Below are 16,107 nucleotides of genomic sequence, written 5' to 3' on the forward strand. Positions count from 1 at the left end.
GTGCCGATCACCAGTCCGATCTGGGACACCCCCGAACGACGCGAGTTGCGGTCCACCGTAAGGGGATTCGTCGAACGACATGTACTGCCACACCAGGACGACTGGGAGCGGGACGGGCTGCTGCCGCGTGACCTGCATCGTGAGGCCGCCAAGCTGGGTCTGTTCGGGCTGGGTGTGCCCGAGGAGGTCGGCGGCTCGGGCGGCGATCTCGTCGACGCCAGCATCCTGGGTGAGGAGTTCCACTATGCGGGGGCCGCAGGCGGTGTGTTCGCGTCGCTGTTCACCCACGGGATCGCGCTGCCGCACCTGATCGGTGCGGGCGATCCCGATCAGATCGACCGCTGGGTCCGGCCCACGCTGGCCGGCGAGAAAATCGGCAGCCTCGCGATCACCGAACCGGGCGGCGGCAGCGACGTCGGACATCTGCGGACCTCGGCGGTGCGCGACGGTGACCACTACGTCGTCAACGGCGCCAAGACTTACATCACCTCGGCGGTGCGTGCCGACTTCGTCGTGACCGCGGTGCGTACCGGAGGGCCGGGAGCCGGCGGCGTGTCACTGCTCGTGATCGAGAAGGACACACCGGGTTTCACTGTGACCCGAAAACTGGACAAGATGGGATGGCGTAGTTCGGACACCGCCGAACTGGCCTTTGTCGATGCCCGCGTGCCGGTGAGTAATCTCGTCGGACCGGAGAATTCAGGGTTCGCCCAAATAGCCACGGCTTTCGTGACGGAACGATCGGGCCTGGCCGTGCAGGCCTACGCCAGTGCGCAGCGCTGTCTCGACCTCACGCTCGCCTGGGCACGCGACCGGGAGACCTTCGGTAAACCGCTCATCGCACGACAGTCCGTGCAGGACACGCTCACCGAGATGGCCCGCCGCATCGACATCGCACGCACGTACACACGAGCGGTTGTCGAACGCAAGGTGACCTCCGGCGACGACCTGATCGCCGAGGTGTGCTTCGCGAAGAACACCGCCGTCGAGACCGGTGAGTGGGTGGCCGACAAGGCCGTTCAGCTGTTCGGCGGGCTGGGCTACATGACCGGCACCGAGGTCGAACGCCAATACCGGGACATGCGGATCATCGGGATCGGTGGCGGCACCACCGAGATCCTGTCCGGCCTGGCCGCCAAGCGATTGGGTTACCAACGATGACGGCGCTCAAGTCCACGCTCGACCCGGCGTCCCCCGAGTATGGCGCGGCCGCACAGACCATGCGCCACAAGCTCGCCGACCTGCAGACCGAGTTCGACAAGGCGCTCGCCGGCGGTGGTGAAAAGTACGTCGCCCGACACCGCAAGCGCGGCAAGATGACCGCACGCGAACGGATCGAGTTGCTCGTCGACGAGGATTCGGCGTTCCTGGAACTGTGTCCGCTCGCCGCCTACGGCTCCGACTTCCAGGTCGGGGCGTCGGTGGTGACCGGGATCGGCGTCGTCGAAGGCGTCGAATGTGTCATCGTCGCCAACGACCCCACCGTCAAGGGCGGTACGTCGAATCCATGGACGCTGCGGAAGATCCTTCGCTGCAACGACATCGCACTCCAGAACCGGCTGCCGGTGGTGTCGCTGGTGGAATCCGGCGGTGCCGATCTGCCGACGCAGAAGGAGGTCTTCATCCCGGGCGGCCGGATGTTCCGCGACCTCACCAGACTCTCCGCGGCCGGCATCCCCACCGTCGCACTGGTCTTCGGCAACTCCACGGCGGGTGGAGCGTACGTGCCCGGCATGAGCGATCACGTGGTGATGATCGAGAACCAGTCCAAGGTGTTCCTCGGCGGTCCACCGCTGGTGAAGATGGCCACCGGCGAGGACAGCGACGACGAATCGCTCGGTGGTGCTCAGATGCACGCTCGGCAATCGGGTCTCGCCGATTACTTTGCGGCGGACGAGCAGGACGCGATTCGGATCGGCAGAAGGGTTGTCGCCCGGCTCAATTGGCGTAAGCGTGGCACGGGTCCGGTCGCCGAGGTGATCGAACCCCGCTACGACGCCGAGGAACTGCTGGGCATCGTGCCTGCCGACCTCAAGGTGCCGTTCAACCCGCGCGACGTCATCGCGCGGATCGTCGACGACAGCGACTTCGACGAGTTCAAAGCCGAGTACGGGAGTTCGCTCTGCACGGGGTGGGCGCGGATTCACGGCTACCCGGTCGGGATCCTCGCCAACGCACAGGGCGTGCTGTTCAGTCAGGAATCGCAGAAGGCCGCCCAGTTCATCCAGCTGGCCAATCGCAGTGACACGCCACTTCTGTTCCTGCACAACACCACCGGCTACATGGTGGGCAAGGAGTACGAGCAGGGTGGCATCATCAAACACGGTTCGATGATGATCAACGCGGTGTCGAATTCGACGGTCCCGCACATCTCGGTGCTGATGGGGGCCAGCTACGGAGCCGGCCACTACGGAATGTGTGGCCGGGCGTACGATCCTCGCTTCCTGTTCGCCTGGCCGAGTGCGAAATCGGCGGTCATGGGCGCGGCGCAGCTGGCGGGCGTCATCTCGATCGTGTCCCGTGCGGCAACCGAGGCACGAGGCGGCACGGTCGACGAGTCGGCGGATGCGGCGATGCGGCAGATGATCGAAGCGCAGATCGAGGCCGAGTCGGTACCCGCGTTCCTGTCCGGAATGCTCTACGACGACGGTGTGATCGACCCGCGTGACACCAGAACCATCCTGGGACTGTGCCTTTCGGCCATCGACAGTCAAGTGACCGAGGGGACGTCGAACTTCGGCGTCTTCCGGATGTGAGGGGCGAGCGATGATCACCAGAGTTCTGGTCGCCAACCGCGGCGAGATCGCGCGCCGGGTCTTCGCGACCTGCCGCACCATGGGCATGTCGACCGTCGCCGTCTTCTCCGACCCCGATGCCGATTCACCGCACGTGCGTGCCGCCGACACCGCAGTCCGGCTGCCGGGCGCCACCTCGGCCGAAACCTATCTGCGCGGTGAGAAGGTCATCGCGGCAGCTCAGGCGGCGGGAGCTGACGCCATCCACCCCGGCTACGGATTCCTCTCCGAGAACGCGGAATTCGCGCAGGCTGTGCTCGACGCCGGCCTGACCTGGATCGGCCCGCCACCGCAGGCGATCGAGGCGATGGGTTCCAAGGTCAACGCCAAGAAGCTGATGGCCGACGCGGGAGTGCCGGTACTCGGCAACATCGATCCCGCTGCCGTCACGGCCGACGATCTGCCACTACTGATCAAGGCGTCGGCGGGTGGCGGCGGCCGCGGTATGCGCATCGTCGAAACGCTCGACGAGTTGGCCGAGCAGGTTGCCGGTGCGGCACGCGAGGCCGAGTCCGCATTCGGTGACCCGACCGTCTTCTGCGAGCCATATTTGCGCAATGGCCACCACATCGAGGTGCAGATCATGGCCGATCAGCACGGTGCGGTGTGGGCGGTCGGGGAACGGGAATGCTCGATCCAGCGTCGTCATCAGAAGGTCGTCGAAGAGGCGCCCGCGCCGCTGGTCGAGCGGGTCGGCGGGGATCTTCGTGACCGGCTGTTCGGCGCAGCCCGCGCCGCAGCGTCGGCGATCGGGTACACCGGTGCGGGCACGGTCGAGTTCCTGGCGGATGACGCCGGGCGGTTCTACTTCCTGGAGACCAACACTCGTCTGCAGGTGGAACATCCGGTCACCGAGCTGACCATCGGAACCGACCTGGTTGCGTGGCAGTTGCGCGTCGCGATGGGAGAACACCTCGACCCGACCCCGCCCGAGGCGTCGGGACACGCGATCGAGGTGCGGCTCTACGCCGAGGATCCGGCCGCCGACTGGCAGCCCCAATCGGGTACCGTGCACGCATTCGAGCTTCCTGCCGCAGCGGAATTCGGCAATCTCGATGGACCGGGCATTCGCGTCGACTCGTCGATCGCCGACGGATCGGAGATCTCGACGTACTACGACCCGATGCTGGCGAAGGTGATCTCGTGGGCGCCGACTCGCGAGCAGAGCGCGGCGCTGCTCGCGTCGGCGTTGTCCCGCGCGCGTATCCACGGGCCGGTGACGAATCGTGACATGTTGGTGAACACGTTGCGCCACGAGCGTTTTCGTGCGGGCGATACCGACACCGGTTTCATCGAGTCGATCGGTCTAGAGGTGCTCTCGGGGTCCCTGGCCGACACGACCGACGTTCGGGAAGCGGTGGTCGCCGCGGCGCTGTCCGACGCTGTGCGCAACCGTTCGGAGGCCACGGTGCAACCTGGACTGCCGAGTGGTTGGCGCAATCTGCCGTCGGGGTTCTCGATGAAGGGGTTCACCGTCGGCGTAGACGAGGTCGACGTTCGATATCGATTCTCGCGCAACGGTGTCGAGCTTCCCGACGATCCGGATCTGGAGGTCGTCGCAGTCGGTGTCGCCGAGGTGACTCTGACGAGGTCCGGTGTGCAGCGGACTCTTGCCGTTGCCCGTTACGACGAGACCGTGTACGTCGACGGACCGTCGTCGTCGGTGACACTGCGGCGTCGACCGCGCTTCGTCGATCCCGCGGCACTGCAGCGGCCGGGTTCGCTCCTCGCTCCGATGCCGGGTTCGGTGATCCGTGTGGCGGTGGCCGAGGGTGACCGAGTGAGCGCCGGTCAGCCGCTGATCTGGCTGGAGGCAATGAAGATGGAACACACGGTGTCGGCGCCGGCCGACGGTGTGGTGACCACGGTGCAGGTCAGCGCCGGACAGCAACTGGCACTGGGCGATGTCCTTGCCGTCATTTCCGATCCTGAGGAGGAAACCGTCTCATGACATCTGTGGACAATCCGTTCGTCGAGAGTCCGGAACGCGCCGATCTGCGGGCGTCGGTGGCCGCGTTCGCCGCCAAGTACGGGCAGGAGTACTTCCGGGAGTGTGCCCGCGAGGGACGCAAGACCGACGAGATGTGGATCGAGGCAGGCAAACTCGGCTTCATCGGAGTCAACCTCCCCGAGGAATACGGCGGGGGTGGTGCGGGCATGTACGAGCTTGCCATCGTCATGGAGGAGATCGCGGCCGCAGGCACCGGGCTGCTGATGCTGGTCGTCTCACCGGCCATCTGTGGCAACATCATCGCTCGCTTCGGCACCGATGAGCAGAAGCAGCAGTGGATTCCGGGACTCGCCGACGGCACCATCACCATGGCATTCGGTATCACCGAGCCCGACGCGGGGTCGAACTCCCACCAGATCACCACCACTGCCCGCCGCGACGGCGACGACTGGATTCTCAACGGGCAGAAGGTGTTCATCTCCGGTGTCGACCAAGCACAGGCGGTTCTGATCGTCGCCCGCACCGAGGACGCCAAGACCGGAAAACTCAAGCCCGCGTTGTTCATCCTTCCCACCGACACGCCGGGCTTCCACTACACGATGATCGACATGGAGCTGCAGAATCCGGAGAAGCAGTTCCAACTGTTCCTCGACGACGTCCGGCTTCCTGGCGACGCCCTCGTCGGGTCCGAGGACGCCGCGCTGAGCCAGCTGTTCGCGGGCCTGAATCCCGAGCGGATCATGGCAGCGGCCTCGGCCGTGGGGATGGGGCGATTCGCCCTCGACAAGGCCGTCGACTATGTGAACAACCGCACGGTGTGGAAGACCCCGATCGGCGCGCATCAGGCGATTGCTCATCCCCTCGCCGAAGGCAAGGTGCAGATCGAGATGGCCAAGCTGATGATGCAGAAGGCCGCGACCATGTACGACGCCGGAGACGACTGGGGTGCGGCGGAACCCGCCAACATGGCGAAATACGCTGCGGCAGAAGCGTGTGTGAAGATCGTCGACCAGGCTGTGCACTCCATGGGTGGCAATGGCTTGACGAGCGAGTACGGCTTGGCGCCGATGCTGAGTCTGGCGCGGATCGCCCGGATCGCGCCGGTCAGTCGTGAGATGGTGCTGAACTTCGTGGCGCAGACCAGCCTTGGTCTGCCCAAGTCGTACTGAGAGGGTGCCGTGACTGAACTGGTGCACAGCGCCGTCGACAACGGTGTCCTGACCCTCACGTTGGATTCGCCGAAGAACCGTAATGCGCTGGGCGAAACCTTGGTGGCTCAACTACTCGCCGGGCTGCACGGAGCGGAATCGGATACGTCGGTGCGTTCGGTGGTGCTGACCCACACCGGTGGAACCTTCTGCGCCGGCGCAGATCTGAGTGAGGCGTTGACCAAGGGGGTGTCGGTCGAGGAAGCGTCGTCGATCGGTACGAGCGCGATGCTCGACCTCATGCGGACCATCATGGAGCTGCCGAAACCGGTCATCGCCAAGGTCAATGGTCATGTGCGGGCGGGTGGGCTGGGCCTGCTGGGGGCAAGTGACATGGCGTTCGGAGGGCCCGATTGCACGTTTGCGCTGACCGAATCTCGACTTGGTTTGGCGCCATCGGTGATCTCGTTGACGTTGCTGCCCAAGCTCACCGCGCGGGCGAGCGGACGGTACTTCCTGACCGGCGAGACCTTCGATCCGGCCACCGCCGTCGCCGTCGGACTGCTGACCGAGACCACCGACAGCGCAGCGGGTTTGGACGACCTGGTGGCAGCGGTCCTGGCCGGTGTGCGAAAGGCGTCGCCGCAGGGGCTTGCAGCGTCGAAGGCGTTGACGACAGCCGGTCACCTCGCCGACTTCACCCGGTATGCGCGTCAGCGCGCGGGCGAGTCGGCCGAGTTGTTCGCCTCACCTGAGGCGCGGGAAGGGATGACGGCGTTCCTCTCCAAGACGCGGCCGAGTTGGGATCTCAGCTCATCGTGACCGCCGCGTCGCAACGAACCCCGCAGCAGGAACGCTCGCGTCTGACGCGTGAGCGTCTGCTGGCCTCGACCATCGACGTGCTCGCGTCCGAGGGGTGGGCCGCGGCGACGGTCGCCGCGGTGGCCGAACGCGCCGGGGTCTCCAGAGGCGCTGCGCAGCACCACTTCCCGACCCGGGAATCGTTGATCACCGCCGTCCTGGAACAGATCTTCGACGACATGGCCCAGGCCGCGACAACCCTCGTCGACATCGTGCCCGACGACCTCGACGAGCGTGCACGGATGGCCGTCGACCGTGCGGTCGCCATCTACACCGGCACCGAATTCAAGGCGTCCCTACAGGTGTGGGCCGCCGCGGCGTCGGACGCGACATTGCGCGAACTGATCCTCCCGATGGAGGCGAGGTTCGCACGGGCCGCGCACCGCATGGTGATGAGCGCTCTGGGCGCGGCACCCGACGATGCGAATGCGCGTCGACTGGTTCAGGCCACCCTGGACTTGGCGCGCGGGCTGGGCCTCGCGGACACCTTGTCGGATGATTCCGCGCGACGAGCACAGGTTGTCGACACGTGGTCGGCGATGATGGCGTTGGGCCTTCGGTCAGTGTGACTGGTTCCTGGAAGATTGAACGCGAGGGCCGAGTGTGTGCTGGCTGTTTCTGGCGGTTGAGTAGGTCGAGGCGCTAGCCGAGGCCGTATCGAAACCCGGTGAGATATCCATGTCAGCAACCACTTTGGTTGCGGACATGAGCTTCTTGCGAGGTTTCGATACGCGTCGGGCTCGCAGGCTCGCTCGTCGCTACTCAACCAGCGGGTGGGGCGGGCTCGCAGGCTCGCTCGTCGCTACTCAACCAGCGGGTGGGTCGGGCTCGTCGCTACTCGACCAGCAGATGAGGTGCGCCACCATGGAACCGGCCCCGGACGCGCGGGGGTTCCGCGTCCGGGGCCGGGGTCATGGCGACAGCTCAGCTGTCGTGGATGATCACACCGCGAATGTTCTTGCCGTCGCGCAGATCCTGGTAGCCCTCGTTGACCTGGTCGAGGGTGTAGGTCTGGGTGATCAGCTCGTCGAGCTTGAGTTGGCCTGCGTCGTAGAGTCGCAGGAGCCGGACGATGTCGTATTGCGGGTTGGCCGAACCGAACAGCGACCCCTTGATGGTCTTCTGATTGAGGGTGAGGTCGGTGCCGGAGACGTGCACGGTCAGCTTGGTCGGATCGGCGAGGCCGGTGATGACCACCACGCCGCCCTTGCCGACGACGGCGGTCGCGTTCTGCACGACCTCCTCGTCGACGGTGCCCACCAGGATGAGTGCTTGGTCGGCGCCCTGTCCCCAGGTGAGTTCGTTGACCTTCTCGGCGGCTTCCGCGGCGTTGGCGTAGGCGTGGGTCGCGCCGAACTTCAGTGCCGTATCACGCTTGAGCGCAACCGGATCGACCACGACGACGTACTTCGCGCCGGCCGACACGGCACCCTGCACCGCGTTGATGCCGAGACCGCCGATGCCGTAGATGACCACGGTGTCGCCGGCCTGCACACCGCCGGCGTACACGGAGGTGCCCCAGCCCGACGGGACGCCGCAACCGACGAGCACGGCCTTGTCCAGCGGCAGCCAATCGTCGACCTTGACCACCGAGTGCTGACTGATGGTGGCGCGCTCGGCGAAGGTGCCGAGCATGCACATCGCGCCGAAATCGTCGCTGCCGGAATGGAACCGGAAGGTCCCGTCGGGCATGGAGCCTTCGAGGATGGTGGCGCCCATGTCGCAGAGGTTCTGGCGGCCCGTCGAACAGTAGCGGCACGTGCCGCAGTTGGGGATGAAGCTGCAAACCACGTGGTCGCCGGGCTTCACCTTGGTGACGCCCGGGCCGACGGCCTCGATGATCCCGGAGCCCTCATGGCCGCCGACGATGGGGTAGCGGGGTGGGAGGTCGCCGTCGGTGAGGTGCAGATCGGAGTGGCAGAGTCCGGCCGCGGTGTACTTGATCAGTACCTCGCCCTCGCGGGGCTCGTCGAGGTCGAGCTCGACGAGTTCGAACGGCTTGCCCGGTCCGGTGAGTACGGCAGCCTTGGTGGTGAGTGACATGTGTTGTGCTCCTTTGCAGAACGGGTCAGAGGGAGATGTTGACGGCTTTTTGCTGGGTGTAGAGGTCGATCGCCGACGACCCGAGTTCGCGTCCCCAGCCGGACTGCTTGTAGCCGCCGAACGGCATGGCGGTGTCGAAGCCGTTGTACTGGTTGACCCACACCGATCCGGCCTTGATCTGGCGAGCGGTCTTGTGCGCCTTGGACAGATCCTGCGTCCAGATGCCCGCGGCGAGTCCGTAGATGGAGTCGTTGGCGGCCGCGGCGACACCGGTGTCGGCGTCGAAGGGCAGCGCGGCGACGACCGGCCCGAAGATCTCTTCGCGCACCACCGAGAAGTGCGGTTCGACGTCGACGAACACCGTCGGCTCGATGAAGAATCCCTCATCGCCCCAACGCTTGCCGCCGGAGGGCGCGTGCGCCGTCGGCGAGTCCGGCCGAAAGGTATCCGCTGACGCGGTCGAACTGTTCCTGACTGACCAGCGGTCCGAGCTCGGTTTCGGGGTGCAGACCCGGTCCGATCTTGGCCTGCGACGCGGCTTCTGCCACAGCGGCGGTGAAGTCGTCGAAGATGGGACGTTCGACGAAGAGCCGGGTGCCCGCGACGCAGCACTGGCCGTGATTGAACATCCACGCCGCAACCGATCCGGCGACCGCCTTCTCGAAATCCGCGTCGGCGAAGACGATGTTGGGGCTCTTGCCGCCGAGTTCGAGTGAGACCTTCTTCAGATTGCCCTTCGCCGCCTCGACGATCTTCTTGCCGACTTCGGTCGAGCCGGTGAAGGCGATCTTGTCGACGTCGTCGTGCGCGGCGAGCGCAGCGCCCGCGTCGCCGAAGCCGGTCACGATGTTGACCACGCCGGGCGGGAAGCCGGCTTCCTCGAAGATCTCACCCAGCAGCATCGCGGTCAGCGGCGTCTGCTCGGCGGGCTTGAGGATGACGGTGTTGCCGGCGGCGAGTGCCGGCGCCAGCTTGAAGGAGGCCATGAGCAGCGGGAAGTTCCACGGCACGATGAGCCCGCAGACGCCAACCGGCTCGCGCAGCGTGTACGCATGGAATTCGCCGCCTGGCACGAACGGCATCGAGACGTCCACCGTCGAACCGGTGATCTTGGTGGCCAGGCCCGCGTTGTAGCGGAAGATGTCGGCCGACCACGACACGTCGACGGCGGTGGCGATGGTGGCGGCCTTACCGTTGTCGAGGGCCTCGAGCTGGCCGAACTCCGCAGCGCGCTCAGTCAGCAGATCGCCGACGCGCCACAGGAGTCGTTCGCGCTCATTGGGTTTCATCGTCGCCCACGGTCCCTCATCGAAGGCACGTCGGGCTGCGCGGACGGCGCGGTCGATGTCTTCGGCGCCACCGTGGGCCACCGAGGTGATCGGCCGAGCGGTCGCGGGATCGATGGTCTCGAAGGTCGCGCCCGACGCGGCCGTCACCCAGTCACCCCCGATCAGCAGGGGGCGGTCGGTGGCGATGAAGTCACGGACCTTCGGGAGCAACTCGGTGGCGACGGCAGTCAAAGGAACCTCCTGGTCGAGATCGGCCGGTCGGATGTGACCTGGCTTACACATGCGATCTGACCTATTTCTGCCACCGATCGGGCGTCATGCACTGTCCAGAAACTGAACACCGGGGTGTACACCGGATTGTGTGGCGGCCTCGATTAACGACTAGTGGTAAGAGTCGTTAGAAATGATGTCGTGAGGTGATCGCATGTCCGTCGACGAGCTCGAACGGCTTCTGCGAGATCGGTTTGATCTGGGTCGCGCCGATCTCGTTGCTGCGCTCAAGACGCTCCCGCCGCAACGGCCGGGGGCGGCGCGATTGACCGAGAACGAAGCTGTGCTGCTCGACGACCACGGTTTCACCGAGAACGCCGAGGCGTACGCGGAGGCCGCAGCCGACGCCATCGCGCAGATGGGGCGTCTGCTCAGCACGGCCTACTCGTCGCGCGACGTGGCGCAGGGGTTGGGTGTCTCCGACTCTCGGGTTCGACAGCGCCGCCTCGATCACAGTCTGTGGGCGATCTTGGACGGTCGCCGGTGGGTCTATCCGGCTGCGCAGTTCGACGACACCCGCGAAGGGATCGGGCTCACGCAGGTCGGTGGTCTCGAACGCGTGCTGCCATTCCTGTTGGCGCAGGACGTTCACCCGTTGTCGGTTGCGGGATTCTTGGCGACGCCGCAGGCTGACCTCGCTATCGACGGGCAGCTGCACTCTGTCCGGAACTGGTTGCTGCGCGGCGGTCTTGTCGATCCGGTGCTGCGTCTCGTCGAAGCGGGTGACTGGGCAGCTTCATGACGGCAGACTCGATGCTGCCCGAGCCGCCGTCGCCGGAAGCTCTGCGTACCTTGGGATGCCGTGACGACGAGTCACGAGTGATCCCGATCGAACAGGTGTGGTGGCGAGTGCACAAGACCATCGGTGATCACGTTCTGGCATGGAACGCGATGCGCACCTACGGTCCGCTGTTGCGGTTCGATCCGCATTCGCTCCCGGTCGGTGAGGACCCGAGCGGGAGAAGCGTGTGGTACGGCGCAAGCTCACCCGACGCCGCGTTGGCTGAATCCTTCCAATTCAATCGAACCATCGACCGCCAATTGGGGCGACCGTACCTGACCGGGCTCAGCTCCATCAGGCCACTGAGAGTCCTGGATGTGGCTGCCGACAGCACCGGCGCATGGGTGACACGTGTGGGCGGTACATACGCCATATCGACTGGTGCCCATGGCATCACCCAGCGCTGGGCCCAGAACATCGCAGAGGCATTCCCGCACATCGACGGACTGCGATACAACAGCCGGTTTGCGGGCGCGCCGTGCCTGGCCCTGTTTGCGTCCGCCGCCACCGCAATGCCCGACCGGCCGCAGCTTTCCTTGCCTCTGTCGCACCCCGATCTCGCCGGCCGCATCGCCGGAGCTGCCTGGCGACTTGGCTATTCGGTTGTCTGAGCTAGTGTCGCCGCGTCCCGCTTCCGCTGTATGTGTCCGTTTCCGCTGGCTGAGCCTGGACCCGTGGAAGCTCAGTGAGGGCGTGCGTCCAACAGCGCGCGCCAGCCGACCTCCGCTCCCTGAGGTGCTCGAGGCGCTAGCCGAGAGCCTCGAAGGGCTGGTGAGACAAGCTAATTGGGTAACCACGAAGCAACGGTAACCAGGCCTTCGAGGCTCCTCGCTAGCGCTCGCCGCACCTCAGGCAGCGGGATTTGGCCTCGGATTCGGGCTGAGTGTTGCGTCAGATTCCCAGCGCACGCATGCGTGCGTACAGCGTCGTCCGGCTGATACCGAGTTCCCGGGCGGCGTGCACTTTGTTGCGTCCGGCGCGGTCGAGCGCGTCGATGATGGCCTGGCGTTCGGCCTGTTCGCGGCCCGAGAGATGTGCCGCCCGACTGGTCGTCCGGTAGCGCTCGGGCAGCGCCGCGACGTCGACGACGCGTGTGTTGCGGTTCCGGCAATCCTGCGCGGCGTGCTCGAGAACCGACCACAGTTCGCTGAGATTTCCCGGCCATTCCTGCGAGAGCAGGGCGTCGGTGGCCGGCGTCGAGAGCCGGAGGTCGGCGTCGATGGAGGACAGGATCGACGTGGCGATCGCGGCGAGTTCGGCGGTGCGTTGGCGTAGCGGCGCAAGGTCGACGCGAGAAGTGCAGCGGCTCAACAGAGCCGACACCGCTGCCCCGGCGCCGGGGCCGCTCACCAGGATCAGCGGATGATGGGCATCGGCGGTCGCGGCTGCTCTGGTCAGGAGTGACACGGTCTTGTCGTCGAGAAGGTCGACACCGTCGACGATGAGCGGTCGGTTGTCGCGACGGCTCGCGGCGAGCATGCCGATCACGTCTGGCTTCTCGCCACCGATCAGCGCGTCGGCGACGTCGAGAATGATTGGGGTGGAACCATATTCGTCGGCAACTGAGAGGGCACGCGTGCTCCGGCCGGTTCCCGGCTCACCGACCACGGCGATGCTTGCTCCGCTGGATTGAGGTTGCGTGCCGGCGAACGTGAGCGCCGGTCGATCCGCCGGCGAGATCGTCCGGAACCGGAACAGCGCGGCGCCCTCGGCGCCTGCGATCGGCTCGACCACGACGTCGGTCTCGACGCCCGACGCCAGGGTCATCCGCAGGTTGGTGATGCCCAGAGTGGGATCGGCGGCGAGGGTTTGCAGCGTGCCGATATCGGTGGGCGACAACAGTTCTGCGGCGAGGGCGTTGGTCAGTTGGAGGTCGTCACCAAGGGCGGCGACCGCGATGTCGCGTCGGGGTGCGGCCCGCTGGAAGGCGTCGAGGACGCAGCGTTGGTGGGCGCGGGAGCGGTCGAGGAGGCGGTCGGCGATGTCGGACACGATGCCGGTGACGAACGGGACCGACAGCGGGTTGATGCGGTCGGCGATCTCCGTCATGCACAGGATGCCCGCGAGGCGGCGCGTCGCCGGGTGGACGATGGGCTGCCCGAAGCAGCTGAGGTGTTTGAACTGATCGAGGTAGTGTTCGGCGCCGTTCACGGTGACCTGCCCGCGCACCTCCGCCGGCGTGCCGAGCGCGGTGGTCCCGACCGATTCCTCGCCGAATGGGATGCCCGGTGATGCGCCGAGGTCGTCGAGGGCGCGCTCGACGGTGCTCCCGAACGCGACGCGCGTGACCATGCGGCACTCGTGGTCGACGAGCAGCAGCGACATGTTGGTCTCGGCGAGCTGAGGCGCGGCGGCGTCGAGGACTGGCCGTGCCGCGTCGAGCAGGGGATCGGCGGAGGCAATGTCGACGGTGGTCGTGGGCGGTGCGGCGTCGGGCCGGACACCGGACAGCTCCGATCGACGCCACGAGTGCGCGATCATCGCGCGCTGTGGAGGGCGGTCGGGGCGGATGGATGTGTCGATGGTCACACACCCTGGCACAGATTCGGTGCGGGGGGAAGGGCGGGGTCAGGATCAATGGCGTCGCTGAAAGGGGTCAGGTCGGCGCAGGAGAGCTGTCGGTGTGCTCATGCTCGTCGGGTGGCTGCGAGAGCAGTTGTGTCAGAAGCTCGTTGGTGACTCGATTGAGCGCAGACCGAGTGGCGGCATCTGCCAGTGCACGCAGTCGGACGAGTGAGAGGGTCACGTCGGCGACACGTTCGTCGCTGTCGGGATGTGCGCTGTCGGGATGTGCCCTGTCGGGATGTGTGCTGTCGGGATCAGGGCCAGATTGGGCGAGTGCGTCGGCGGCGTCGGTCAGTGCGGTGCTCAACGCGTCGAAGGCCGGTGCGACCTTCTCGACGGTGTCGAGCACGGCGGACACGGGACGTGCCTCGGTGGCCAGGGCGAGGATGGCCTCGACGACGGCGGGCTCGTTCACCGTGACGTCCCCGCGCCCGATGGTGATGAGTCCGAGCCGGGCCAGCCGACGGGCCGCGTCGCCATCTACGCCGTCAGTTGCGAGATCGGACAGGGTGGTGTGGGGATTCTGGGCCACCGGCTCGGAGAACTCGGCCTCGAGTCCGAGGATGTCGGAGATCTGGCGGCCACTCTGGTGGGCGCTGAGCAACTCGTCGATGTGGGCGATCTGGTAGCCCCGCGAGAGCATCGAGCTGATCAGTGAAAGCCGGGTGACGTGGGCATCCGAATAGAGCGTCACCCGTCCCACGCGGTGTGGGGCGGGGAGGAGTCCGCGCTCGCGGTAGGCACGGATGTTGCGGGTGGTGACGCCGGTGATGCGCGCGAGGTCGTCGATGCGGTACCTCTCCGACCGCGAGTGTCCCAATGTCTGCCGGGTCGCATTGGTGACCAGCTTGGTCACGGAGGATTCGAGTTCTCGGGACTGTTTGCCGACATACGCAGGCGCTCCTGACAGCTGATCGATGATCGCGGCCAGCTGTTTCAGTCGTTGCGGCGTCGTTCGTGCCATTCCTTGGGTGCTCCCGACCTGTGCCTGGTGTGCCGATAAGCGTACTTCCGAAATCACCCACGGCGAAATGCGCCATTGACAACTGGCACGTTTTGGGATGACACTCAGTGTCGGATGACAACGCAGTTGAGACTTTGACAACCTAGATGAGACTCGATGACAGACACCTACCTGAGACTCCGAAATAGCCGAGCTGCGCAAATCAGGACGGGAACTCTCACATCGGCTGTCACTCAGTTTCTTTGACGACCCGCCGACCCGCGAAGTCCCACATCCGATGACAGCAGCCGCCACACGCCAACGCGCCGCAACCACAGTCCAGAGACTCTCAGGTACCTGTCACCACTCCCAGTCACGCCGTCACCCGACAGGGTTCGCAAGCGCCTGCTGCAGGTGACGGGGATGGAGGGTGACCAAGCCGCCCACATCCGTGAACCTCGGCACCAGAGCCATGACGTCGTCCGCATCGCACACCTAGTGTGCTCCGAAATACGCAGCGTTGATCTGCCTGTTTTGGTTCATTGCTTTCTCCAAACTCTGTTCAATAGGCGATCCGTCTGGGAGATACTTGTGCAAATGGCTGTACCACCTTTCAACGTCGGCAGGGGTTTGAACGTATACGGGGAGCCCCGTCGGAACTTCACCGTTGAACGCCTCCATCACGAGTTGGGTGAGAGGATCCCAGCTACCGTCCATCAAATCGATGCCCATGGCAGCCGACCGTTTACGCAAGGACGCGAGACCCTGCCGCGCACGCGATGGTCCTGAGGAACCTCCGCCATACACCACTGTCTGAGAGTCAGATTCTTCTCTCATCTCCCTGAAATCGCGCAATTGTAGGCGAGCTTCCTCGCGCTCTCTCATGCGTTCCCACGACGTACCGGTCGAGCGGTAAACTACTTCAACTTCTACCGCCGGTTCGTTCATGACTTTAGGGGTGGGGTTGCGAACGAGATCAAGTAGCAGTGCACACTTGTCGTACAGGCGACTGTTGAAACCGACTTTCAGTGTTCGGCCGTGGATGACGATGTGTGAGAAGAACTTGGTGGATATCCATACCTCAATTTCGTAGGCCCCCCACCACTGACTGCCGGCTCGAAAACCGTCGTCGCGAGCTTGCGAGATTGAGAGATCCATGACTGCGGCCGCTTGGCGAGCGCGATGCAACAGCTCACGCTTGTTCCAGATGTAGCGCGCCCGCATCTCGACATCTGGCATTACTAGCCTCCTCGTAGGAATGACAAAGGGGCTGCGCCCTCTGCCGAGTGCAGCGTCTCGTCCTCTTTGGATATCAGAATGGTTGGTGGCCGGTGTCGGCTTCGCGGCGAAATACTCGGCATGTCCCTCTGTAGACCGGATCGGCGCTGTCCCCAGCTGCGTCGTCACGGCTGACGGCGCTATCTGAGACTCGTAACGCGAGTCTCAGATAGCCGTCATTTT

Annotated in this window: 12 protein-coding genes and 1 pseudogene; 8 read left to right on the forward strand and 5 right to left on the reverse strand. The window is 65.4% G+C overall.

What is annotated here, in order from left to right:
- From MKW15_RS18745 to MKW15_RS18770, 6 genes are read left to right on the forward strand one after another with little or no spacing between them, the layout of a single operon-like run.
- Positions 1-1,161 (forward strand): acyl-CoA dehydrogenase family protein, encoded by a 1,161-nt coding sequence (locus tag MKW15_RS18745; protein ID WP_240860779.1) that lies wholly within the window; start codon positions 1-3, stop codon positions 1,159-1,161.
- A complete protein-coding gene (locus MKW15_RS18750) occupies positions 1,158-2,756 on the forward strand; it encodes an acyl-CoA carboxylase subunit beta (protein WP_240860780.1) in 1,599 nt (532 codons plus the stop codon). The genes MKW15_RS18745 and MKW15_RS18750 overlap by 4 nt, the downstream gene beginning before the upstream one ends.
- A 10-nt stretch (positions 2,757-2,766) precedes the next feature.
- Entirely contained in the window at positions 2,767-4,746 is a 1,980-nt protein-coding gene (locus MKW15_RS18755; protein WP_240860781.1) for an acetyl/propionyl/methylcrotonyl-CoA carboxylase subunit alpha, read from the forward strand.
- The gene (locus tag MKW15_RS18760) at positions 4,743-5,915 is read left to right on the forward strand and encodes an acyl-CoA dehydrogenase family protein (RefSeq protein WP_240860783.1); all 1,173 of its coding nucleotides are present in this window, start codon (positions 4,743-4,745) and stop codon (positions 5,913-5,915) included. Before MKW15_RS18755 ends, MKW15_RS18760 begins: the two co-directional genes overlap by 4 nt.
- A 9-nt stretch (positions 5,916-5,924) precedes the next feature.
- Positions 5,925-6,716: an enoyl-CoA hydratase family protein gene (locus MKW15_RS18765; RefSeq protein WP_240860785.1), complete on the forward strand. Its 792-nt coding sequence runs from the start codon at positions 5,925-5,927 to the stop codon at positions 6,714-6,716.
- On the forward strand, positions 6,710-7,324 hold the full coding sequence (locus tag MKW15_RS18770) for a TetR/AcrR family transcriptional regulator (protein ID WP_240860807.1): 615 nt from the start codon (positions 6,710-6,712) through the stop codon (positions 7,322-7,324). The genes MKW15_RS18765 and MKW15_RS18770 overlap by 7 nt, the downstream gene beginning before the upstream one ends.
- A 355-nt stretch (positions 7,325-7,679) precedes the next feature.
- Here MKW15_RS18770 and MKW15_RS18775 read toward each other — a convergent pair whose 3' ends face one another.
- Both MKW15_RS18775 and MKW15_RS18780 read right to left on the reverse strand, forming a co-directional pair.
- Positions 7,680-8,798, reverse strand: coding sequence for an NDMA-dependent alcohol dehydrogenase (locus MKW15_RS18775; protein WP_240860787.1), 1,119 nt, complete (start codon positions 8,796-8,798; stop codon positions 7,680-7,682).
- A 25-nt stretch (positions 8,799-8,823) separates the two neighbouring features.
- A pseudogene (locus MKW15_RS18780) lies at positions 8,824-10,318 on the reverse strand (aldehyde dehydrogenase family protein).
- Positions 10,319-10,511: 193 nt separating this feature from the next.
- Between MKW15_RS18780 and MKW15_RS18785 the strand changes: the two are divergent.
- A complete protein-coding gene (locus tag MKW15_RS18785; protein WP_240860789.1) occupies positions 10,512-11,099 on the forward strand; it encodes a DNA-binding protein in 588 nt (195 codons plus the stop codon).
- Positions 11,096-11,749: an RES family NAD+ phosphorylase gene (locus MKW15_RS18790; RefSeq protein WP_374247455.1), complete on the forward strand. Its 654-nt coding sequence runs from the start codon at positions 11,096-11,098 to the stop codon at positions 11,747-11,749. The genes MKW15_RS18785 and MKW15_RS18790 overlap by 4 nt, the downstream gene beginning before the upstream one ends.
- A 280-nt stretch (positions 11,750-12,029) precedes the next feature.
- Here MKW15_RS18790 and MKW15_RS18795 read toward each other — a convergent pair whose 3' ends face one another.
- The 3 genes from MKW15_RS18795 to MKW15_RS18805 all read right to left on the reverse strand — a co-directional run bounded on the left by MKW15_RS18795 (position 12,030) and on the right by MKW15_RS18805 (position 15,885).
- Positions 12,030-13,667, reverse strand: a complete 1,638-nt coding sequence (locus MKW15_RS18795; protein ID WP_374247456.1) for a sigma-54-dependent Fis family transcriptional regulator — start codon at positions 13,665-13,667, stop codon at positions 12,030-12,032.
- Between the two features lie 67 nt (positions 13,668-13,734).
- Positions 13,735-14,667 (reverse strand): MerR family transcriptional regulator, encoded by a 933-nt coding sequence (locus MKW15_RS18800; protein ID WP_240860791.1) that lies wholly within the window; start codon positions 14,665-14,667, stop codon positions 13,735-13,737.
- Positions 14,668-15,141: 474 nt separating this feature from the next.
- A complete protein-coding gene (locus MKW15_RS18805; RefSeq protein WP_240860793.1) occupies positions 15,142-15,885 on the reverse strand; it encodes a hypothetical protein in 744 nt (247 codons plus the stop codon).
- Between the last annotated feature and the right edge of the window lie 222 nt (positions 15,886-16,107).

The sequence above is a fragment of the Gordonia gummivorans genome, assembly GCF_022513585.1.
In the GTDB taxonomy this organism is placed as follows: Bacteria; Actinomycetota; Actinomycetes; order Mycobacteriales; family Mycobacteriaceae; genus Gordonia.